The sequence below is a fragment of the Caldibacillus sp. 210928-DFI.2.18 genome (assembly GCF_020554505.1).
Lineage (GTDB): Bacteria > Bacillota > Bacilli > Bacillales > Caldibacillaceae > Caldifermentibacillus > Caldifermentibacillus hisashii.
Window position 1 is genome coordinate 112,377 of record NZ_JAJCHL010000002.1, and the last position, 23,480, is coordinate 135,856.

Below are 23,480 nucleotides of genomic sequence, written 5' to 3' on the forward strand. Positions count from 1 at the left end.
CTACCTCCCTTTTATTCCCCTTTATTATTCTTGTACTTTTAAACCCATTAAATATTCTGCTAAAGCATCCAATTCTTCCTCAGATAAATTTGCCTCTTTATACATTTGATTGCCCGGTTTAAACTTTTCCGGGTTTTGAATCCATGCCTTTAAATTTTCCTCGTTGTATTCTAATATACCGGCTACTCTTGTACGGTTACCGAAATCAGCCAGATTTGGCGCTGTCCGAGCTGTTTCCGGTCTTGCATCATTGGCGGTTACAGCATGGCATGCTATACAATTATTCGCTTGAAATACTTCTTGACCTTGTTTAGCCAGATCACTTTTTGGCTGTACTTCTTCTTTATTCTTTTGCATAGCAGTTGCCCACTGATTAAATTCATCACGTGAAACCGCTTTTACTTTAAAGTCCATATAAGCATGTGACGGGCCGCATAACTCCGCACATTTTCCATAAAATAAATTTCCTGCTTCGTCCGCTTTCTCTTTATCAAAAACTAAATAGAACTTATTTTCATTATCTGTATTTGTATCCATCTTTCCGCCTGCAGCAGGAACCCAAAACGAGTGTTTTACATCAGATGCTTTTAAATTGAAGTATACTTTTTCATCTGTAGGTACAACTAAATCTTGAGAAGTGATAATGCCTAGGTCCGGATACTCGAATTCCCACCAATATAAGTTGGCTCGCACATTTACAACTAAAGCTTCACGGTTTCCATCTTTATCCACTTTATCCATATCCTTTACATCGCCCAACTTAAAAGTAGCGGCAATGGTAGGAACGGAAAGAGATAAAAGTAAAAGAATAGGAATCACTGTCCAAATAATTTCCAGCTTGTGACTACCTTCGACTTGTTTCGGTATTTTATTTTCTTCCCCTTTTTTCCTTCTAAAACGAAAAAGTACAATCAAATAAATAATGACAACCACTAAAATGACTAAAACCATTATAGAAGTACTGATAAACAACAAAGTCAATTGTGTTTCAGCAACTTCCCCGGCAGGTTTTAATGTTGATAAAAACGGTTCGCCACACCCCGCCAAAACCAGCGTCAATAGAAGGAATAAGAAACTCAGACGCCCAAATTTCATCCCCAATCAATCCCCTCTTTCTTTAAATTAAAATAATTACACTTAAAATTTAAAAGAATAGTACTGGTATTGATATAATACCTTTTTATCATAAACACGATATTAATCGTGTTTATTGTAGTTATGTAAAGTGTAAGGGAATGATCCCCCTTACACCTAGGTCACATTTATAATAATGTAGCTATGACCATGGCAACAAATAAAATGGTTAAATAATTTAACGAGTAGACAAACATTTTTGTTGCCCATTTCATATCGTCTTGTTTTTTGTACCCGGTTAGTCCAAGCACAATCCAACCGATGTTTAAAATGGTTGCCAATATGACAAACGGGATGCCGAGAGAGAGTAAATAAAACGGCAAAGGTAATAAACAAAAAATCCAAATCATGATTTGCCTTTTTGTCACTTGAAAACCATACACAACCGGAAGCATTGGAATACCGGCATCACGGTAATCATCAGTTCTTCGCATGGCCAACGCCAAAAAATGCGGTGGCTGCCATAAAAACATGATTAGAAACAACACCCAACTGACAATATGAAGATTGCCATCAATTGCAGCCCAACCAATTAACGGCGGAACGGCTCCGGAAAAACTCCCGATGACCGTATTCAGCGTATACCTCCGCTTTGACCATAGTGAATATAATACAACATATATAAATGAACCAAAGGCTCCGATTAAGCCGGCTGTTACGGTTGTTTGAAACAGAAATAGTTCACCTAATGTCACGAACAAAAGCCCGATGGTCAATGCAAAATTTGATGAAAAATGGCCGTTCACTGTTGGACGTGATTTTGTTCGGTCCATTTTTCCATCAATATCTCGGTCAATATAATTGTTTAATGCACAAGAACCGGCAATGACAAGCCAAGTACCTATGATTGCCAAAATCACTTTATCTAAATGATCAAAAAAACCAAGACCATTATAAAAAAGTGCCAGCCAAATTCCCGTAAAGGCCGTGATTATATTTGAATTAATAATCCCGATTTTAATTAATGCTAAAAAGTCTTTAACTAAAGTCGATTTAGACTCTTTACCATTCACATCTTCATTTTGAAATTCAGGCTGAATTACTTTTGTATCTCCCACATGAAACGCCCTCCTTCCTTTTAACGTGGAAACATTCCCTGACACTACTATATATGATTTATAAATAGATTTCTATTATTTCACTTTGATAAATTACGATTATTATGTTGTAAATGGTTCAAATACACTTTATCTTATATTTAATCATAAGTAGCGAAATTTTGTGAACATATTTCAAAAAATATGTGACAAATATGTGACATTTTGTATATAGGACTATTTTACGCAGTATTTTTCAACAAAATCATGTATAATTTTTATAATTATTTATATTTTTATGGAGTAGGTGAGTCTTTTGCAGCGTCGAATTAAACGTCTTGCCATCTTTTCAACACTGGGTATGTTGTTATTACTGCTTGGTGGTGCGCTGGTTACGAAAACCGGATCAGGGGATGGTTGCGGCAGTTCATGGCCGCTTTGTCATGGTCAATTTATACCTAATGAAATCAATGCTGAATTATTAATTGAATTTTCTCACCGACTTGTAACCGGTATTGTTTCCATCTTAGTCCTCATATTAGTTGTATTGACATGGAAACATATGCCAAACATTCCGGAAAGAAAATTTTTATCGATTTTAGCAATCGCTTTCATCCTCATTCAAAGTTTTATCGGGGCTTTGACGGTTTTGTTTGGACAATCCGATTTCTTTTTAGCCTTACACTTTGGTATTTCACTGATTTCATTTGCCGGCGTCCTCCTATTAACTTTACTAATCTTTGAAGTTGATAAAAAGTTTTCTGTCCAATCCGTACATTTCGATCGTCGGTTGAAACGTCATACCATTGGAGTTACCGTTTATAGTCTGGTTGTTATTTATTCCGGTGCACTTGTTCGACATATGGAAGCAAGTTTGATTTGTCCAAGTTGGCCTTTATGTAACAATTCTGTTGTCGGCCTTCCGCAAAACTTATATGAATGGGCGCAAATGGGGCATCGATTGGCGGCAGGGGTTTTGTTTTTATGGATTTTTTACATAATGATTTTATCTATTAAACATTACCGCAATCAACCGGTCCTTTATTACGGATGGGTGTTAGCCTTTATACTTGTTTTACTGCAAGCAACGACCGGTGCATTAACTATATTTACACAATTAAATTTATTTATTGCTCTATTGCATACATTATTTATTTCCTGCTTATTTGGTCTATTAAGTTTTATGAATTTTCTTGTTTACCGTATCCATCAAAATAATAACCGTCATGCAACTAGACCAATCAACTTTAATTATAAAATTGATTAAGAAAAGCGCAGGACTCCCTGCGCTTTTCTTACTTTCCTAATACAATTAATAAATCACCTTGTTTGATTGAATCGCGATCTTGTACACACACCTCTTCAACCGTACCGGAAAACGGTGCCTGGACAGTTGTTTCCATTTTCATTGCTTCAGTAATAAGCAAATGTTCGCCTTTTTTCACTTTTTTTCCTTTTTCAACCAGAACTTTCACAATTGTTCCCGGCATCGTGGCACCGATATGATTTTCATTTTTCGGATCCGCTTTTCTCCGCTCGACAATATCTCCCTTAACACTTTCATCACGGATAGCAACCTCACGCGGCTGACCATTCAATTCAAAATAAACAATCCGTGTTCCATCCCGTTGTACCTGGCCGACAGAAACAAGTTTGACAAAAAGCGTTTTTCCTTTTTCTATTTCGATTTCCAATTCTTCGCCAATTCTCATACCATAAAAGAATGTGGGCGTATCAATACAAGAAACATCTCCATATCGATGGTGACTTTTTACATAATCAAGAAAAACTTTTGGATAGAGTGCATAGCCTAATACATCATACTCAGTCGGTTTTGCTTTCATTTCGGCGAATAGTTCTTCTTTCAATTGATTGAAATTAACCGGTTCCAACAATTCACCTGCACGTACGCTTAGCGGTTTTCTGTCTTTTAAGATAACTTCTTGTAATTCTTTTGGAAAACCACCATAAGGAATACCGATATATCCTTGGAAAAATTCAATGACCGAATCGGGAAAATCAATCGTTCTTCCTTTTGTAAAAATATCCTCTTCCGTCAATTCATTTTGGACCATAAATAGTGCCATATCACCGACAACTTTTGAAGACGGGGTAACTTTCACAATATCACCAAACAGGAAGTTTACCCTTCTGTACATCTGTTTCACTTCTTCCCAACGGTCAATCAATCCGACTGCTTTTGCCTGCTGTTGCAAGTTACTGTATTGTCCGCCTGGCATTTCATGTTCATAAACTTCCGGATGTGGTGCATTCATCCCGCTCTCGAAGCTTTGATAATACTTCCGAATATCTTCCCAATATTTGCCTAACTCATTTAAGCCTTGAATGGATACGGTTGGTTTTCTTTTATTCCCCTCAAGGGCGTATACTAAAGAGTTGGCACTCGGTTGGCTAGTGAAGCCGGCCATTGAACTGATCGCCGTATCGACAACATCAACACCTGCTTCGATGGCTTTTGCATAGGTAAAGATACCATTTCCGCTTGTATCATGTGTATGAAGATGGATCGGTATATCAATATGACCCTTCAATTCGGAAATGAGCTCATATGCAGCATCCGGCTTTAACAGTCCGGCCATATCCTTAATCGCCAATATATGGGCTCCTTGTTGTTCAAGCTCCTTCGCCAAATCTAAATAATACTTTAAATTATATTTTGAACGGCTCGGATCATGGATATCTCCTGTATAGCAAATAGCAGCTTCGGCAATTTTTCCGACATCACGGACAGACTGAATGGCGATTTCCATCCCTTTCACCCAGTTTAAGCTGTCGAAAATCCGGAACACATCAATACCGGCATGCGCAGATACTTTTACAAATTCCTCTATAACATTATCCGGATAGTTTTTATAACCGACTGCATTAGATCCTCTGAATAACATTTGAAATAAAATGTTCGGAACTTTTTCTCTCAGTTTACGTAGCCTTTCCCATGGATCTTCTTTTAAGAAACGATAGCTGACATCAAACGTAGCACCGCCCCACATTTCCAATGAAAACAAGTCCGGTAACAAGCTTTGCGTCGGTTCCGCAATTTTTACCATATCATATGTTCTTAGTCTTGTTGCAAGAAGTGACTGATGGGCATCCCGAAATGTCGTATCTGTTAAAAGAACCTTATCTTGATTTTTCAGCCATTTAACTAAACCGTCCGGACCGTATTGATCAAGAATTTGTTTCGTCCCTTGGATTGGTTGTTCAAGATTTTTAACTTCAGGGATTCTAGGTGCTGTAAAAATAGGTTTCTTCCCTTTTCCGATTCCTGGAAAGCCATTCACCGTAACATCACCAATGTAGGTTAGCAGTTTGGTACCCCTGTCTTTCGCAATCGGAAATTGAAATAATTCAGGTGTTGTATCGATGAAAGATGTATCATATTCACCGTTTAAAAATTTCGGGTGCTTCATAACATTAATTAAAAAAGCAATATTTGTTTTGATGCCACGAATACGAAATTCCCGCAAATTTCGTTCCATCTTTGCAGCTGCTTTTTCGAATGTGAAACCCCAAGTCGAGACTTTTACCAGTAATGAATCATAATAAGGTGAAATGATCGCCCCCTGGAAAGCATTTCCCGCATCAAGGCGAACACCGAACCCGCCGCTTGAACGATAGACTGTTATCTTTCCAGTATCCGGTAAAAAATGATTAAGCGGATCTTCTGTTGTAATCCGACACTGAATGGCATATCCATTCGTCTGAATCGCTTCCTGTTGCGGAATGGCAATCATATCCCCATGTAGGGCATGTCCTTCCGCAATCAAAATTTGTGATTGGACAATATCTACACCCGTTATCATTTCCGTGATTGTATGTTCAACTTGAATACGGGGATTTACTTCAATAAAATAAAAACGACCCTCGGATACGAGAAATTCCACTGTTCCGGCATTGATGTATTTGGCATCTCTCATAAGTCGAACAGCTGCATCACAGATCTCATCACGCAATTTTTTGCTTAATGATACCGATGGAGCAATTTCTACCACCTTTTGATGACGTCGTTGAACGGAGCAATCCCTTTCATAAAGATGGATAATATTTCCTTTTGTATCAGCCAATATTTGAACTTCTATATGTTTTGGATTGATAATAAATTTCTCAACATATACTTCATCACTACCGAATGATGTTTTTGCTTCCGATTTTGCCCTCTGGAAATTTTCGGAAAGTTCATTTTCTGTTTGGACGATGCGCATCCCTTTACCGCCGCCGCCCATCGCAGCTTTAATAATAATCGGGAACCCATGTTCTTGGGCAAATTGGCGAATATCGTCTTCAGTTGCAACTTCTCTTCCAGGAACAACAGGAATATTCGCCTTCTGAGCAGCAAGTCGGGCTTTTACTTTATCCCCAAAAATGTCCAAGTGCTCACTTTTTGGACCGACAAAGATAATCCCCTCTTCTTGACATCTTCGGGCAAATTCGATATTTTCCGAAAGAAATCCATAACCCGGATGGATCGCGTCCACCTCATTTTGTTTGGCAATACGGATGATTCCTTCAATATCCAGATAGGCATCAATCGGTTTTTTCCCTTCCCCGACCAAATAGGCTTCGTCTGCTTTATAACGGTGATACGACCCTGCATCTTCTTTTGAATAAATTGCCACCGTCCGTATTCCTAACTCGGTACAGGCTCGAAAAATTCGAATGGCAATTTCACCCCGATTGGCTACGAGTAATTTTTTGATTTTGACCATTAATTCCCACCTCATTCTCTCTTGCTTTAAAAATGAAAAGTAATCAAATTAAGAAAACTAATTTTAGATAAAGTTGGTAGACCAATAGTGTTAACCCTACCAGTTTTTTATATTCATATATAATACCACAAAATGTTTGGGAAAAAATATAAATTTATTAAATAATTATCTTGATTTTTTATTTTCAATCGTGCTTTTAATATTCCGTTCATGCTCGAGATTGGCGTAACTTGATATATTCATCAATAACCCCAGGGAAAGTGACAAAATAAAAAGAGAGGAACCCCCGTAACTAATAAACGGTAACGTGACCCCCGTAATGGGAATCATCCCCGAAACGCCACCGAGATTAATGAACATTTGAATCCCGATCATTCCGGATATTCCAAAAGCCAATAAACTTCCAAAAGGATCCTTCGATTTCATGCCAATATAAAAACCTTTTAATATCAGGTACCCCAAGCTTAAAATAACAAAAACAACACCAAAAACGCCCAGTTCTTCGGCAATAATAGCCATTATAAAATCCGTGTGTGCTTCCGGTAAAAATCCTAATTTTTGAATGCTTTTTCCTAAACCGACGCCACTCCAACCGCCGGATCCAAGGGCCAAATAGGAGTTGACTAATTGCAATCCTTCATCTACTTCATACTTAAAAGGATCTCGAAAACTATATAAACGACCCATTCGCTCCTCTGTAAATATATCATCATGCTTCCATAAAATAAGCGGTGAAAAAACAGCAATAAAGATAGCACCTAGTAACAGCAGACGTCCTAGATTTTTCCAATTCATACCCGAACAAAATACAATGAGCATGCCCGTTGAAAAAACAATGGCTGCCGTACCAAGGTCAGGTTGCAACACAATTAAAAATGTAACAAACACTAGAAAAACTATCGGGGGGATGACTCCTTTATTAAAATCATTTATGTATGGTTGCTTTTTGGCATAAACAGCCGATAAATAGATTATTGTTCCTAATTTGACAAATTCGGCCGGCTGAATGTTCCTAACGCCAACTCTCAACCAACTGGTTGCATTATTGACATTACTCCCCATAAAAAGGACGAACATCAGGACAACGATAGAACCAAAAAAGATCAATTGAATAAAACCAGTTGATTTTAATTTTTTGTAAGGAATAATTGCCGCAAACGCAAAAGCGACAATAGCAATCAGTAAATTAATTAGTTGGCGATTAAAAAAATACGTACTGCTCAGATCATAGAGCTGAATGGCAGTAACCATACTGGCGCTATATACCATGATCAATCCAAAAATGCTGACAAGTAAATAAACAACAAGGATGGAGTAATCATATGACTTCAATCTTTTTTTTAGCATACTTTCTCTTCCAATCTTTTAAATGAATATTCTATCCTTTTGTTATGTCTTGTTCCATTCATAAAGACACTCTATTGACTAAAGAATATATTTATTTTAACAGTTTATCTGAAAAAGGCGAATTGCCGGGGAGCGAACAGTAATACTTGTCCAAAGGTTTTAACCAGTATTTTTATACATATCCTATAAAAAAACCCAAACAATTGGCCGTTCAACTGTTTGAGCTATGAATCGTTATTACTTTTTCAACGAAGCTTCATGCAGAGCAGATAGTTTCCGTTCAACTGAATCTAATAAGTTCTTACCATCTTGTTCATCGACGAGCCCGAGTTTTACGGCAAAATCTATTTGACGGGAAAGACCAAACATTTGCGTATCTAATACTTCTTCATATAATGGGCATTGGGGCATCGTTAAGTGATCCATTTGAACTTGGATAAGCTTAATAATCTTATCCGCATACGATTGCAACAAAAGATAGGCTTTCTCCCGATGATCTAATTTCATTTCAGACGCCACCATCATTCCCCCCTTACAAGAAAACCATTCTTGTTAAAATTCTACCTTCTAAACAAGAAAAATGCAAGGAAAACAAGAGATAATAGCATTCATAAAATTAATAAATGCATTCAAGGAAAAAACATCTTAAAAAAGCTCCTAATATGGAAGATTATAGTCTTGCAAGTTTGATTGTTTATCCGTTATCATATAAGTGATGATATCTTCTACTGGTAGTGTTTTCGTTAAAAAGGAAGGTGTCTTTTCATTTATTATTATGTCTGTTGCTAGGGAACCTATTTAAAGAGCCATTACATAAAGAAGAGTAAGGTTTAGCCTCAACTTTTATACTGCGAATGTTGAGTAAAATAACTGTCTGAGACTCCACCTGTATATTGAGGAAGAGATGGTAGTAAATTTAACAAAAAAAATATAAAGCAGAGCTACCCGAGAAATTTTTTTGGATAAATTATCCAATTTGTTTTGGTAAACCTCTTTGCTTATAAGCATGGAGTAAATGATCCGAAGCATTTATGCTATTCAAGAAGTGGATAGAAAAAACTATTTTCATGCCCGTGTTGGGAGAAAGCCGATTATGAATACTTTTTGCAAAATACGACTTTCGTTTATGAAATGAAAATAGTAATATTGAAATAAAGAGTATATTTACCTATTCGAGCAAAGAAAGAAGGGATAAAAGTGAGTAGTCAATATGATGAAATTATTGAAAAAGCAAAAGAGTTTTTTAGAAAGGAAATTGCTCCTAGCCATATTGCCAATACTGAAAAACTAACTAAGTTAAAGGAATTCAATCTTAATCCTTTTTTAGACAAGTATAAGGCTAGTTTTTTAACTGGTAATGCTGACCCCAAAAGTATTGCAAAAGCTCTCATTTATCCAAGAGTTTTAGGTACATCTATAAATACAACTTTTGGTAACAAGCTGCAAAAGTTTTGTAGTGAGGTCTTAGAGGGCTTTGCATCAACTACATCAGGGATTGACATTGAATTTATTGATAAGTTGGATGGCAGGAGAAAATATTGCCAAATTAAGGCGGGTCCAAATACAATTAATAAAGATGATGTAGAAACAATAAAAGGTCATTTTGCGGGAGTAAAAAATCTTGCTAGAACTAATAACCTTAGCGTTGGATTAAATGACCTTATAGTCGGGGTATTTTACGGAACTCCTAAGGAGCTAAGTGGGCATTATAAAAAAATTAATCAAGAATACCCTGTCATTGTTGGGGCTGAGTTTTGGTATAGGCTTACTGGTGAAGAGGACTTTTACGATAGACTTACTGGTGCTATTGGAGAGGTTGCCTCAGAGTATGATGGCTCTGAATTAATGGATAAAGTAATTAACTCCCTTGCTATAGAGATTGAGGAGAGCCTTAAACCTAAAAAGTTAGAATCTAAAGTTGAAAAGAAGCTAGTTGCTGAGGATACAGAAAAGTATAATTTTTAAGAAGGGGGGGATGTAATTAAAGCATCCATCCCCTTTTATTTCTTTTTAATTCTCTATCCAATTTTGTAATTCAGCTATAGCCTCATCAAAAATCCTATATCTGATGGATACTTCTCAGCTAGTAATATGACAATCAGTCCAACTAATAAATTTATCGAAGCTGAACTGACTCCAATTTATTTAATTTGATTCAATACATTTATAATGGATAACCCTACAGCCTTAGCCATGTTTACAGGAACAGCATTTCCTATTTGCTTATAAGCATTAGCTGTTGAGCACTCAAACTCCCAACTATCGGGAAAACTTTGTATTCTTGCATATTCCCTAACTGTTAATGGTCTAGTTTCATCAGGATGACATCTCTCAGTTTGTTTCTGAGCGGGTGAGCAGGTTAATGTTAGAGATGGCTCATCCCATGATAATCTTCTAGCCATTCCTGTTCTACCTCCTCCTGAGTAATAACTTTTGCCCATGTAATCCTTAGCTACTTCTTCAGGGAGGTCTCTCCAATATCCCCCGGGAGGTACAAGGTCTAAAACTTTCTTTTTAGACTCAGGATATTTAGCCCCATCAGATGGAGGAACATCCTTGAGAACATCCCTTAAAGTAAGCTCATATCCATAAGGTTTAGGTAAATAGTATTCAAGATTATACTTTTTAACTAAATCATTTCTAATTCCGATGATTACAATTCTTTCCCTTTTTTGAGCTACATCATAATCTAATGCTCTTAATACATGCCATTTAACAGTATAACCAATGTCAGAAAATACTTTTATCATCAGAGCTAATGTTCTGCCATTATCATGATTTACTAATCCTTTAACATTTTCAGCTAGGAACATCTTTGGCATTAGCTGTTTTAATATTTGCGCATAATAGTAAAAAAGTGTTCCTCTAGCATCAGATAACCCCATCTTCTTTCCTGCATAACTGAAAGCTTGACAAGGATAGCCTCCTGATAATAGGTCAAGTTCTCCTATAGGAACATCAAAAAAGTTTCTGATGCCTTGCTCAGCAATCTTTATTACATTCTCCTCAACAACATTCCAATTAGGTCTATTTTTTTTTAGAGTCTGACAGGCATGTTTATCAAGCTCTACAAGACCCTTAGCATGGAAGCCAGCCATTTCAAGACCAAGAGCCAGACCTCCTGCTCCCGCAAATAGTTCAACAACGGAATAGTCTTTATTTGGTTTTATCCCTCTAACTTCTACAAAGTCATGCCCCTCAAAATCTGCTGTATTGATTTCTTTCTCTTGAGACTTCTTTAAAAGATCTGTACTATTCAGGGGTAATTCTAACTGTTCTGATTCTATTATATCCTCAAAGTTTACACCCAAGAGCTCACATAGTTTCATTGCATTGGATTTAATAGGATTAAAATTTGGAGAGAGTATCATTGAAAGCTGACTTTTGCTAATGCCTAGTTGATCTGCTAACTGCTTTTGTGTAGATATACTATTTCTTTTCATATGTAATCTTACCTTTTCCTTACTGATTGTATAAGTCAAGTCAATAACCCTCCTTTAAGTTAAAAATAAATTTAACTTTTATATGGTTATTATGAATGAATATCCATTTTAAGTCAACCATTATTATAGAAAAGCAGCTTTGAGAAGTGTTTTTTAAATTTTTGGTAGTATTGTGAAAATATGACTTATCCAAATTGAAAAAAATATTTCAGTTAAATTTATCCACGAATAAAAAAAACCAAATTTGCCAATTTTTATAAAAATGTGGATAACTTATTTTTTGTGTTGTGAATGGAAAAGAGTTTTTTTACAAATCTGTCTGTGTCATGTATGATAATAGAAATAATACAATTTGTAAAATTAAGCTGTTGTTTTGGGGGGAATGGGGTTGTTAGAGAATCGTCTTTCTTTTTTTGCGGCATTATACAAAGTTGATGAAAATCCGGAAATAGGTATGTGGCTTCTTTACAGTACCATTGTACTTTTAAGCATTGCCGCTTATAAACTTGGTTTTGCCCAAAAATTGCCATTATTAAAGTCTTTAATCATTTACGCTTTTCTATTGTTAGGCTGTACGATTTTGAGCTTTTTAGGTACATTTTTACCTGTAGCAGAAGGTTTAGTAGTCATTTGCCTTGTTTTAACTATTTATCGAGTTCGCAGGAAGTTTGACCAAAATAAAGCTGTTCAATAATAATGATGTTTGACACTTGATATTTGGATACGGTTCAAAATGGTATGGTATAATGGTTTTATACTGAAAAAGCGTATTGTTTTGGAGGAAGCAATGAAAGTACAATGTGTGATATGCGATAAAATCGAGGAAATTGATGACGAATTACCGCTTGCAAAAAAATTGAGAAATCGTCCGATCCATACATATATGTGTCAGGCATGTCATGATCGAATTAAAGAGCGTACGGAAGCGAGAATATCAACCGGAAAATTTAGGTTGTACCGATCTGTTCATAGAGATGATGAATGGTGAGGACTGGCAAAAAGTTAAAAAATATTTCAAGAAAACCGGGATAGGCCTGTCCCGGTTTTTAGTGTAATACATCTCCAATCATTGGTTATTATCTTTATAATGATTTGATTGTTTGTTTTGCTGATTGTTAAGTTTTTTTGCATCTTTTTGTCCATCCGTTTCTTGTTTCGGTTCTTCGGTACGATTTTCGATGCTTGGATCCTGTAGGTCTCCCGGCACTTCCGGCATAAGACGGCCAACAATATCAGATAATTCATTTAGGACACCTTGAACGGGCCTTCCATCTTGAATATCATTTCTAATTTCATCGATGCGGGCAAAAAAATCCGGATCAGCAACGACAACCGCATTAGCACCATAAGGATCCTTTTTTAGTGCTTCAGCAACAGAATATTTTATCGAACCCACTTTCGAACGATCTAAATCTTTGTCAACGTCAATTCCAACGACAGCAAATTTCCCAAGTGCTACCGCTGTCGCATTATTTACATTGGGGACATCTGCCGCTAAATTTGCCAAATGGTTGGATATTTCTTCACTGTCTTCCTTCCTTACTTCATTTATACTCGAATTTTTAACGTTCATATATTGACTGCGATTATTATCGGAGGTATCTGTTACCCCATTATTTTGACGGCATCCACTTAATTGAAAAACAGAAAATAAACAAATAATAAATATGATTATTTTTTTCATGATGTCACCTCTATCAAGTCATTGTTGTCTTTTCTAAGCGGGAGAATGCAAATCCGGATTTCTCCGGAACGCTTCCATTCAATCTGAAAATTTTCCGACTAACACGTTTTAACTTCTGATTGGGTTTCACTTTATTTAGTATAATTTGTCAAAACGTATTTTTTTATACATGAACAACGAAATGATAGAGGATATTCATTTTATTCAATGATTAACGCAAGAACATCTGTAATAGGATTGTCCAAATTTGATCCGTCTTTGAATAAAATGTGAACGGGTCCATTTGCTTTTAAAGGGCTTCCATTTTCAGAAAATTTAAAGATGAGATCTTTTGCTTCATTAAGTGGAATCGTCACTTTGTCAGTTTTTGTTTCAATGACTAATTTTGTCGCTTCCGGTAATGGCTCGGCATTATTGAGAAATGGTTCAAAAATAATTCCAAATGTCCCTGTTAGCAATTTTTCCTTTTCATATTTTTTTTCTGTTTTTAAAGTTGGTGGTGATACAGAGCCTTCCCTGATCTCCCGGTCCCAATAATGGGATAGTTTTTCTTCATATGGAATATCTGATTCATTTATGTTTTTTCCCGCAAAATATGTATCTAAATCAATGCGGCGATCGTCAAAAATCCATACGCCCGGATCTAAAGTAATTTTAAACTTTACTTTTCCTTTAATTTCAATAATTTGTCCCAATGCTGTCGCTCCTTCACTCAAAAATAATTTCATCAAAATGGTCTTCGTTTAAAGTATACCGATGAAAAGAAAAGTTGTCACATAGTATGATTTCCATTCTATTAAATGTACGAATTATAAAGAAAACTCGGGTATCCGAGTTTTCTTTCTTTATTACTCTGCTTTTTTCTTTCTGGCTGTTTTTTCGCGTAATGACTTATCCAATATTTTTTTCCGAATGCGAATCGATTCCGGAGTTACTTCTACATATTCATCTTCATCAATATATTGCAGGGCTTCTTCCAAAGAAAATGAACGCGGTTTTTTAATAACTGCCGTTTGGTCTTTTGTCGCTGAACGAACATTAGTTTGATGTTTTGTTTTACAAATATTTACTGTAATATCATTTTCTCTATTATGTTCGCCGACAATCATTCCACCGTAAACTTCTGTTCCAGGTTCAACAAAAATTACCCCGCGGTCTTCCACTTGCATGATACCGTAAGTCGAAGCAACACCGGTCTCCATTGAGACAAGAACACCGCGAATCCGTCCGCCAACTTGACCAGACAGTTTTGGCAAATATTTTTCAAAAGAGTGGTTATAAATTCCATACCCTTTTGTTAATGTTAATAATTCTGTATTATAACCAATTAAGCCACGAGAAGGAACAAGGAAAATGAGGCGAACTTGTCCCTTTCCGTTATTGCTCATATCAATCATATCGCCTTTTCTTCTTCCTAACGATTCCAAAACGGCACCTACATATTCTTCAGGTGTATCAATAACGACTCTTTCAAATGGTTCACAAATTTTGCCGTCGATTTCCTTTAAAATGACTTCCGGTTTGGATACTTGCAATTCATAGCCTTCTCTTCTCATCGTTTCGATTAAAATTGACAGATGCAATTCCCCACGACCGGAAACAACCCAGGAATCAGCGGAATCAGTTGGATCGACACGAAGACTGACATCGGTATGCAATTCCGTTTTTAGTCTCTCTTCTATTTTTCTTGCCGTAACCCATTTGCCTTCCCGTCCGGCAAAAGGGCTATTATTAACAAGAAAGGTCATTTTTAAAGTAGGTTCATCAATGCGAAGCGGTGGTAATGCTTCTTGGAAATCAATCGGACAAATCGTTTCACCAACGTTTATATCTTCCATTCCTGATACGGCAACAAGATCACCGGCATTTGCTTCATTTATTTCAACCCGCTTCAATCCTAAAAACCCAAACATTTTCGTGACCCGAAATTGTTTCACACTACCGTCAAGCTTCATCAATGCCACTTGTTCACCGACTCGCATTGTTCCACGGAATACCCGACCAATACCAATACGACCGACATATTCATTATAATCAAGGAGGGCCACTTGCATTTGTAACGGTTCTTCACGATTATCAACAGGTGCAGGAATTTTTTCTAAAATCGTATCGAATAAGACTTGCATATTTTCATCCTGTTTTGCCGGGTCCGGATCCACGCTTGCGGTACCGTTAATCGCTGAACAATAAACAACTGGAAAATCCAACTGATCATCATCCGCATCTAATTCAATGAATAAATCCAATACTTCATCTACCACTTCTTCCGGTCTTGCAAAATCACGGTCAATTTTGTTAACGACGACAATCGGTGTTAAATGTTGTTCGAGTGCTTTTTTTAAAACAAATCGTGTTTGCGGCATACATCCTTCATAAGCATCAACAACTAACAACACACCATCGACCAGTTTCATAATTCGCTCAACTTCCCCACTGAAATCGGCGTGTCCCGGTGTGTCCAAAATATTAATTTTTACATCTTTATATTGTACAGCGGTATTTTTTGCTAAGATTGTAATTCCTCTTTCCCGTTCCAGGTCATTGGAATCCATGGCCCGTTCTTGAACATACTCATTAGCACGAAAAATACCGGATTGTTTCAATAATTGATCGACCAAAGTCGTTTTCCCATGGTCAACATGGGCAATGATCGCTATATTTCTAATATCTTCCCTTACTTTCATACTTTCTCCTGCTTTCTTTTCGAAAATCAACCTTTCTATTATAACACAACTGACCATCATTGTGGAAAAAAATTAAATCATCTAGTAAAATAAAAGCATATAGACATTTTATATTTTTTACAATTTGCCGGGAAATATATGATGATTTTTAACAAAAAGGATGGGATAATTTGAAAAAGATTCAGTGGAATTTTCTCCTTTATTCTTTCTTAGCAGTTGCAGCGATGATCGGTATCGGTATTTCCGTTTCATTTCAAAGCATAACGCTAATTTTTACATTCATTGTACTCTTAATTTTGATTATGGGCTTTGGGTTCCGTACGAAGAAAAAAATGAGGGAATCGGGGAAATTATAATCGATGGAAGGTATGCCGTTTGATTGTTTAGGCATACCTTTCGTTTTTTCGGTGATCTAATTTTTTTCCACATAATTTTGTAGGTAATTATCCAAAATGACTGAGTGCAAGCCGGGCTTTGCCACAAATAGCGAACTTTTTTCTAGGAGTGACAAAGGTTCACCGTTTAATTTTGTTGCCTTTCCGCCTAATTCTTCCACAATGACCCAACCTGCCGCAAAGTCCCACGGTGATAAATGCATGGCAATATAGGCATCCAGCCAGCCGCAAGCAACATAGCCCATTTCAAGAGCAGCTGAACCAAAGGATCTTGTTCCTCGTATGTCTTTTACAAGCCGTCTTAAATATTCCGGATCAATACGTCGATTATTTGTTAGCCAGATAGGATTCATTCCTACAATTGCTTTTTCAATTGAAACTTCTTCTAATCTTGGTATCGGTTGGTCATTAAACAATGCACCTTTCCCTTTGACAGCTGAATAAAGCTCATCGTGAATAACATCGTAAATATACCCAAGCTGACCAACGCCATCTCCAAAAACGCCAATTGAAATGGTGAAATTTCGATGCATATGAACAAAATTCATCGTCCCGTCAATGGGATCGATAACCCAAATTACCCCTCTGACATCAGTAATTTCGTCACCGCCGCCTTCTTCCCCCAATATTCGATGACCCGGATAAGTTGAACGAATTTTTTCTATAAAAAATTGCTCGGTATCTTTGTCAACATTCGTAACTAAATCATTCGGATTCGATTTTGTTGATATTTGTAATTTATTTTGTAAAGAATGACGAATCCTTTCTCCCGCTTCTTGAATCCATATTTTTATTTCTCGATCTAATACTAACCAATCAATCATTGAGTTTGCCTCCAAATATTACTTTTTGTCCTTATTTTTTATTATCATACACCAAGTCGAAATGAAAAGTATCGCTTGCTTTATTTTTTGGAAAAAACAAGGGTACAATTGCTTACAGTTAAACTTTCCTGTTGAAATATGTTAAAATATCGTCAAAGTAAAAAATGCTTGCATAGGAGTTGTTATATATACAATGGAATTTACAGGATTTTCAGAAAAAGATTTTCAAGTGTTTTCGATTGCCGGATTGGATGAACGAATGACTGCAATTAAGGATCGAATTCAACCAAAGTTTCGAGAAATCGGTACATATTTAACGGCTGAATTATCTACCATGGTTGGTAATGAAATGTTTTTACATATCGCAAAACATGCTAGACGGAAAGTTAACCCGCCAAAGGATACATGGCTTGCTATCGGACCGAATAAACGGGGCTACAAACAATTCCCCCATTTTCAAGTTGGCCTTTTTGACGACCGTGTATTTCTCTGGCTTGCCTATATTTATGAATTACCCAACAAATCACAAATAGCCGATAATCTGTTAAATCATATGTACGAGATGAAACAGCTGATCACGAATGACTTTGTCGTTTCCACAGATCATATGAATAAAAATGCCATTTCCATTCAAGAGATCGATTTGGAAGAAACATTATTGCGATTTAAGCAAGTAAAAAAAGCTGAATTTCTACTAGGCAGAAATATTGCTAAAAATGATTCGATTTTAAAAGATGGTAAACGGTTTTTAGAATTAGCTACCTCGACTTTCAAAACTTTAGTACCGATATATCAAATGTCCTTCCGGTAAAAGAACTTCCAATCAGTGGGCAATTCCACTGATTGGAATTCCGATTACCGTTTACATTAAGGCAATTTAATGATTTCCGTGTCCACGCTTGACTCTTTCAATTTTTTTACGGCATGATAAGCCGAATAACCGCTCACTTCTTCAAATTCTCGAAAAACCTTCTTCTCCTCGCCAATACTAGGAACCACTTGTTTAAACTTCCGATATTGTTCCATCAATTGTGTTCTTTCTATACCTTTATCATACACCTTTTCGATCGCTTCAAAAAATTGAACAACGGATATGATTTCTTCGGTTGTCCAATCCATGGAGATCGGATAGGAATATTCCATGTTTACCTCCAAATTATCGCCATTTTATACGAATTTCTTCAGCTTCGATAATCATCCTTTGAAATAGTTCTTCCACTGAAGGGACATCTTTAATTAATCCCATCACTTGTCCTGCCCAAGCAAACCCTTCATTTATTTTTCCTTCATATATATATTTCTTATTCGTTTCTCCGGAAATATAATCCTTTAAATCTTCATAAGTCGCTCGATTTTTTTCAAGTTCAAGAATTTTATCCGTCCAAGCGTTTCTAATAGCTCGAGCCGGTGCTCCCAATGACCGTTTAATGACCGTAGTTCCGGTTTCATCTCCGGAAATTAACGCTTGTTTATAGAGATCATGTGCATGAACACACTCCTTCGTTGCAATAAAGCGGGTTCCCATTTCAATTCCTTCAGCACCAAGACTTAAAGCCGCCATCAATCCCCTGCCATCTCCAATTCCCCCGGAGGCGATGACCGGTATCGAAACAGCATCGACAACTTGAGGTACAAGGACAAGCGTGGATACATCGTCTCTGCCCAGATGTCCCCCGCCTTCTTGGCCGACTACCATGACTGCATCTGCACCAAGTTGCTCGGCTTTTTGAGCTTGACGCTTTGACGCTACTAAGACTAATTTGATTATATCTTGGCCGACAAGTTTTTCAAAAAAAGGGGCCGGGTTCCCACCTGTTACGGATACAACAGGTACTTCTTCTTCAATGATTACTTGTAAAAAATCTTCATAAGGTCTCCCATGTTGACCGATTGCAAAATTAACCCCAAACGGACGACTTGTCAGCGATTTCAGCTTTCTTATTTCTTTTCGTAAATCATTAGGCTGTTTTAAACTCATTGCTGTAATTTGTCCTAATCCGCCTGCGTTAGATACGGCTGCCGCCAGTTCGCTGTACGCTAAGTAGGCAAGACCTCCTTGAATAATCGGGTATTGAATCTTTAATAATTTTGTTATCCGCGTTGACCAATCCAAATTGGACCCCCCTTTACAAATAAATCAGAAATCACAAGAAAATTATACCAGTTTTTACATTGGAAAAACCACTTTCCGAAAGTCACGAAAAGAAACACAATGGTAGACGAGGAATGTTAATGGTTGTTTTATTTTCTAGAACGGATGTTTTAGCAGATTCATAAAGAATATCTTCCTAAGAAATTCAGTGCAACTTTTTTAAAATTTTGAATTACCAATTAACAAAAAATAGGGATACAATAGTATGTATCCCCTTTAAGTAAACAAACATATACCTCTTTTTCCCTTTTTTCTTATTCTTCAAAATCATGATGATGATGATGTTCGCAATCGCTACTGGAACACTGTCCATACAGCACGGTAACTTTTTCATCCTCAAAATAATCTACTGTAGAGTTGCAAACAGAACATACAATTTGACCCATTGTGATTCCCCTTTCAATTAATGTAACATAATAATCTAATGTGTTATACATTTTGTAGTTATATATTATATTATATTTCATTACCTGTCAATATATATTAATCATTTTTTAAATTTAACCGTATTGTGATATACATTTTTATTTTTTCTTATCATTACAGTTGTATGCTAGTAAAAATCGTTTAACTGAATAGTACAAACCAATAGGAAATAAAGTTCCTATGTAAATAAACCCTTTTTCATGATTGTTGCTATGTTGGTTCCTTAGTGTACAAAAAAATACCCCGAGCATATAGCCCGGAGTACTTTATCAGTAGATATTATTTTAAAATGTGGATAGGCGTACCTAAAGCAACTTCGGCAGCTTCCATGGCAATCTCGCCAAATGTTGGATGCGCATGGATCGTTAAGGCAATATCTTCAGCCGTTACACCCGTTTCAACAGCCAGACCGATTTCCGCAATTAAGTCGGAAGCATTTGGTCCGGCGATTTGACCGCCAATAACCACACCGTCTTCTTTACGTACGACTAATTGATAAAAGCCTTCCGTATTATTTAATGCTAATGAACGGCCCAATGCCGCATAAGGGAATTTACCTACCGTAACTTCAATGCCTTCTGCTTTGGCTTGCTCTGGCGTGTATCCTACAGTTGCAAGTTCAGGATCTGAGAAAACAACAGCAGGAATACCAAGATAATCAATTTCAGACGGTTGTCCAGCAATGGCTTCAGCAGCAATTTTCCCTTCATAAGAGGCTTTATGAGCCAATTGCGGCCCGGCAACAATATCACCGATCGCATAGATATTCGGTACATTGGTCCGGCATTGTTTATCGATTTCAACTAAGCCACGGTCCGTTAATTTAACCCCTGCTTGTTCAAGACCTATTTCATCTGTATTCGGACGGCGCCCGACCATAACAAATACGTAATCAGCAGAAACTTTTTCTTCTTTTCCGCCGGCTTCATATGTAACAACTACACCGGTGTCACTTTCTTCCACACCTTTAGCCATTGCTTTAGTAATAATTTCTGCACCTTTATTTTTAAAGTTCTTTTTCACTAGTTGAGTCATTTGTTTTGCATAATTACCACCAAGAATATCATCCATACCTTCTAAAATGGTCACTTTAGTCCCGAAGTTCGCATATACACCGCCAAGTTCAAGACCGATGACGCCACCACCGATAATAACAATATGTTCCGGAATTTCTTTAAGTGCAAGAGCACCGGTAGAATCAAGTACTCGCTTAGAAAATTTAAATGTTTTTAGCTCGATTGGACGGGAACCGGTAGCGACAATTGCATTTTTAAACGTATAAGTTTGTGCACTTTTTTCTGTCATTACACGTAAGGAATTACTGTCGACAAAGTAAGCTTCACCTTTGACAACTTCAATCTTATGACCTTTTAAAAGGCCTGAAACTCCGCCTGTTAATTTTTTAACCACACTGTCTTTAAATGCTTGAACTTTGGAAAAATCTACTTTAACTTGTTCCGCAGTAATACCAAGTTCTTCAGAATGTTTTGCCTCGTGATATTTATGTGAAACGTTGATTAATGCTTTTGAAGGAATACATCCAACGTTTAAGCAAACACCGCCGACAGCATCTTTTTCAACAACTGTCACCTTTTGACCTAATTGTGCGGCACGAATTGCGGCAACATATCCCCCCGGACCAGCTCCGATGACAATTGTATCTGTTTCGATTGGAAAATCTCCTACAACCATTTTTTTACGCCTCCATTAATAAAAGTTCTGGGTCGTTAGTAAATAAAAATTATGGAATCATTTGATTAAACTTATTAATTGTCTACCGGTAAAACGGTAAAACATACAAATAATACCAGAGAAGCTGCAAAAATTTCCCCCATTTCCATATTTTGTCATAATGACTATACGCCCCATACCTAGTATAACAATATAGAAAAAATCTCGCATTAATTTTCCACTGATATCAAGGTTGGAAATTTTAAAAATCATGCAGCTTCTCAAAGTTTTATCCGGCTCTATACTTCCATTAACAATAATTCAGGATCACTTAATAAACGTTTGATATGATTCAATGCACTTTGTCCGGTTGCGCCATCGATTAATCGGTGGTCGAAACTTAACGATAATGCAAGCATTGGTGCAGCTACAATTTCACCATCACGAACAATTGGTTTTTCCGAAATTCGTCCGACTCCAAGTATAGCAACTTCCGGATAATTTAGAACCGGGGTGAACCATTGCCCACCAACAGAACCAATATTTGAAATAGTTGCTGAACCTCCTCTCATTTCATTAGGAGAAAGTTTACCTTCACGAGCTTTACCGGCTAATTCATTGATTTCCGCCGAGATAGTAAACATCGATTTACGGTCAGCATCTTTAACAACCGGTACCATTAAGCCACGCTCGGTATCAGCAGCAATTCCGATGTTATAATAATGTTTATGAACAATTTCTTGTGTTGCTTCATCAAGAGATTGATTTAACGCCGGATATTCACGTAAAGCACTCACTAATGCTTTAACTACATAAGGTAAGAAAGTGAGTTTAATCCCTTTTTGAGCAGCTACTTCTTTAAATTTCTTTCGATGTGCAACAAGTTTTGTCACATCTACTTCATCCATTAGTGTAACGTGAGGGGCAGTTGTTTTCGATTCAACCATTTTCTTCGCAATGGCTTTTCGAATTCCGCTCATTTTTTCACGTGTTTCCGGATATTCACCTGTTGGTACAACGTTTTGAACAGGTGCAGTTTCTTTTTCTGATGTAGTCTCTGCTGCTGGGGAAGGTTGGGCTGGTGCTTCTGTTATTGCTTGTCCTCCACTTACAAATGCATCAACATCTGCTTTTAATACTCGCCCATTTTTACCGGTTCCGGCAACTAAACGAATATCTATACCTTTTTCACGAGCGTATTTACGAACGCTAGGCATTGCAATGACATGACGATTTGGATCGACATTTGCCTTTTGCTGATTTCCTTGAGGTGCAGCAGTTTCGACAGCTTCCGGTGTTTGTGATGTTTCAGCTTGAGGTGCAGGTCCTTCTTGTGTCACACCATATCCCGGGGCGTCAAATGTAACCAGCACGTCACCAACAACGGCAGTTTCTCCCTCTTGTACTTTTATTTCTAATACTTTCCCTTTAACGGGTGATGGAATTTCAACTACTGATTTATCATTTTGAATTTCAACAAGTACATCATCTTCTTTTACCATGTCACCAGGCTTTACAAACCATTTGACGATTTCGCCTTCGTTAATCCCTTCACCAATATCATGTAATTTAAATTCATACAATGACACGCCACCGCTAGCTTGGCTAGGTTCTGTCGCAGGTGCCGCTTCTGCTTTTGTTTCTGATGAAGGTTGTGCACTTTCATGTCCTGGTGCATCAATTGTAACGAGTACATCACCTACAACTGCTGTTTCTCCTTCCGAAACTTTAATTTCCAATATTTTTCCTTCTACGGGTGATGGAATTTCGACTACTGATTTATCATTTTGAATTTCAACAAGTACATCGTCTTCTTTAACGGTATCACCAGGCTTTACAAACCATTTGACGATTTCTCCCTCAGTGATGCCTTCACCAATATCATGTAATTTAAATTCGAATGCCACAAATATCCCTCCTAGTGATATTGTTCATATGCGGTTTAAGTTAAGAGTA

At 37.0% G+C, this 23,480-nt stretch carries 21 protein-coding genes; 6 read left to right on the forward strand and 15 right to left on the reverse strand.

Annotation, left to right across the window (positions count from 1 at the left end; genetic code table 11):
- Positions 1-24: 24 nt before the first annotated feature.
- Together coxB and cyoE are read right to left on the reverse strand one after the other, a co-directional pair.
- Positions 25-1,095, reverse strand: a complete 1,071-nt coding sequence (gene coxB, locus LIZ98_RS01335; RefSeq protein WP_227138693.1) for a cytochrome c oxidase subunit II — start codon at positions 1,093-1,095, stop codon at positions 25-27.
- Positions 1,096-1,262: 167 nt separating this feature from the next.
- The gene (cyoE, locus tag LIZ98_RS01340; protein WP_043988482.1) at positions 1,263-2,174 is read right to left on the reverse strand and encodes a heme o synthase; all 912 of its coding nucleotides are present in this window, start codon (positions 2,172-2,174) and stop codon (positions 1,263-1,265) included.
- Positions 2,175-2,487: 313 nt separating this feature from the next.
- Here cyoE and LIZ98_RS01345 point away from each other — a divergent pair, with 313 nt between their 5' ends.
- Positions 2,488-3,438, forward strand: a complete 951-nt coding sequence (locus LIZ98_RS01345; protein WP_041845536.1) for a COX15/CtaA family protein — start codon at positions 2,488-2,490, stop codon at positions 3,436-3,438.
- 28 nt (positions 3,439-3,466) lie between these two features.
- Here the strand turns inward: LIZ98_RS01345 and pyc are convergent, their stop codons facing one another.
- The 3 genes from pyc to LIZ98_RS01360 form a co-directional block, all read right to left on the reverse strand.
- Positions 3,467-6,898, reverse strand: coding sequence for a pyruvate carboxylase (pyc, locus tag LIZ98_RS01350; protein WP_227138692.1), 3,432 nt, complete (start codon positions 6,896-6,898; stop codon positions 3,467-3,469).
- Positions 6,899-7,063: 165 nt separating this feature from the next.
- The gene (locus LIZ98_RS01355; RefSeq protein WP_227138691.1) at positions 7,064-8,245 is read right to left on the reverse strand and encodes an FtsW/RodA/SpoVE family cell cycle protein; all 1,182 of its coding nucleotides are present in this window, start codon (positions 8,243-8,245) and stop codon (positions 7,064-7,066) included.
- 237 nt (positions 8,246-8,482) lie between these two features.
- Positions 8,483-8,767: an Fpa/YlaN family protein gene (locus LIZ98_RS01360; protein ID WP_034769522.1), complete on the reverse strand. Its 285-nt coding sequence runs from the start codon at positions 8,765-8,767 to the stop codon at positions 8,483-8,485.
- A 675-nt stretch (positions 8,768-9,442) separates the two neighbouring features.
- Here LIZ98_RS01360 and LIZ98_RS01365 point away from each other — a divergent pair.
- Positions 9,443-10,210 carry a PmeII family type II restriction endonuclease gene (locus LIZ98_RS01365; RefSeq protein ID WP_227138690.1) on the forward strand — a complete coding sequence of 256 codons (768 nt, stop codon included), beginning with the start codon at positions 9,443-9,445 and terminating at the stop codon, positions 10,208-10,210.
- Between the two features lie 176 nt (positions 10,211-10,386).
- On the opposite strand, the gene LIZ98_RS01370 is transcribed toward LIZ98_RS01365, so the two are convergent.
- Positions 10,387-11,727, reverse strand: coding sequence for a DNA cytosine methyltransferase (locus tag LIZ98_RS01370; RefSeq protein WP_227138689.1), 1,341 nt, complete (start codon positions 11,725-11,727; stop codon positions 10,387-10,389).
- 349 nt (positions 11,728-12,076) lie between these two features.
- Between LIZ98_RS01370 and LIZ98_RS01375 the strand changes: the two genes are divergently transcribed.
- Positions 12,077-12,382, forward strand: coding sequence for a YlaH-like family protein (locus LIZ98_RS01375; protein ID WP_375293554.1), 306 nt, complete (start codon positions 12,077-12,079; stop codon positions 12,380-12,382).
- Between the two features lie 93 nt (positions 12,383-12,475).
- Positions 12,476-12,676 (forward strand): YlaI family protein, encoded by a 201-nt coding sequence (locus LIZ98_RS01380; protein ID WP_034769567.1) that lies wholly within the window; start codon positions 12,476-12,478, stop codon positions 12,674-12,676.
- Between the two features lie 78 nt (positions 12,677-12,754).
- On the opposite strand, the gene LIZ98_RS01385 is transcribed toward LIZ98_RS01380, so the two are convergent.
- From LIZ98_RS01385 to typA, 3 genes are all read right to left on the reverse strand, one after another.
- On the reverse strand, positions 12,755-13,372 hold the full coding sequence (locus LIZ98_RS01385) for a YhcN/YlaJ family sporulation lipoprotein (protein ID WP_034769518.1): 618 nt from the start codon (positions 13,370-13,372) through the stop codon (positions 12,755-12,757).
- A gap of 200 nt (positions 13,373-13,572) precedes the next feature.
- Positions 13,573-14,100, reverse strand: coding sequence for a peptidyl-prolyl cis-trans isomerase (locus LIZ98_RS01390; protein ID WP_227138688.1), 528 nt, complete (start codon positions 14,098-14,100; stop codon positions 13,573-13,575).
- Between the two features lie 120 nt (positions 14,101-14,220).
- Positions 14,221-16,056: a translational GTPase TypA gene (gene typA, locus LIZ98_RS01395; RefSeq protein WP_227138687.1), complete on the reverse strand. Its 1,836-nt coding sequence runs from the start codon at positions 16,054-16,056 to the stop codon at positions 14,221-14,223.
- Between the two features lie 170 nt (positions 16,057-16,226).
- Between typA and LIZ98_RS01400 the strand changes: the two genes are divergently transcribed.
- Positions 16,227-16,412, forward strand: coding sequence for a YlaF family protein (locus LIZ98_RS01400; protein ID WP_034769512.1), 186 nt, complete (start codon positions 16,227-16,229; stop codon positions 16,410-16,412).
- Between the two features lie 56 nt (positions 16,413-16,468).
- Here the strand turns inward: LIZ98_RS01400 and LIZ98_RS01405 are convergent, their stop codons facing one another.
- Positions 16,469-17,275 carry an inositol monophosphatase family protein gene (locus tag LIZ98_RS01405; RefSeq protein ID WP_227138686.1) on the reverse strand — a complete coding sequence of 269 codons (807 nt, stop codon included), beginning with the start codon at positions 17,273-17,275 and terminating at the stop codon, positions 16,469-16,471.
- A gap of 193 nt (positions 17,276-17,468) precedes the next feature.
- Between LIZ98_RS01405 and LIZ98_RS01410 the strand changes: the two genes are divergently transcribed.
- A complete protein-coding gene (locus LIZ98_RS01410) occupies positions 17,469-18,086 on the forward strand; it encodes a DUF1054 domain-containing protein (protein WP_041845541.1) in 618 nt (205 codons plus the stop codon).
- A 56-nt stretch (positions 18,087-18,142) separates the two neighbouring features.
- On the opposite strand, the gene LIZ98_RS01415 is transcribed toward LIZ98_RS01410, so the two are convergent.
- The 5 genes from LIZ98_RS01415 to LIZ98_RS01435 form a co-directional block, all read right to left on the reverse strand.
- Positions 18,143-18,418: a UPF0223 family protein gene (locus LIZ98_RS01415; RefSeq protein WP_041845542.1), complete on the reverse strand. Its 276-nt coding sequence runs from the start codon at positions 18,416-18,418 to the stop codon at positions 18,143-18,145.
- A 13-nt stretch (positions 18,419-18,431) separates the two neighbouring features.
- A complete protein-coding gene (locus tag LIZ98_RS01420; protein ID WP_227138685.1) occupies positions 18,432-19,388 on the reverse strand; it encodes an NAD(P)H-dependent flavin oxidoreductase in 957 nt (318 codons plus the stop codon).
- A gap of 293 nt (positions 19,389-19,681) precedes the next feature.
- Positions 19,682-19,813, reverse strand: a complete 132-nt coding sequence (locus LIZ98_RS01425) for a GapA-binding peptide SR1P (RefSeq protein ID WP_227138735.1) — start codon at positions 19,811-19,813, stop codon at positions 19,682-19,684.
- A 319-nt stretch (positions 19,814-20,132) separates the two neighbouring features.
- Positions 20,133-21,545 (reverse strand): dihydrolipoyl dehydrogenase, encoded by a 1,413-nt coding sequence (gene lpdA, locus LIZ98_RS01430; protein ID WP_227138684.1) that lies wholly within the window; start codon positions 21,543-21,545, stop codon positions 20,133-20,135.
- Between the two features lie 278 nt (positions 21,546-21,823).
- The gene (locus LIZ98_RS01435; RefSeq protein WP_227091121.1) at positions 21,824-23,431 is read right to left on the reverse strand and encodes a dihydrolipoyllysine-residue acetyltransferase; all 1,608 of its coding nucleotides are present in this window, start codon (positions 23,429-23,431) and stop codon (positions 21,824-21,826) included.
- Between the last annotated feature and the right edge of the window lie 49 nt (positions 23,432-23,480).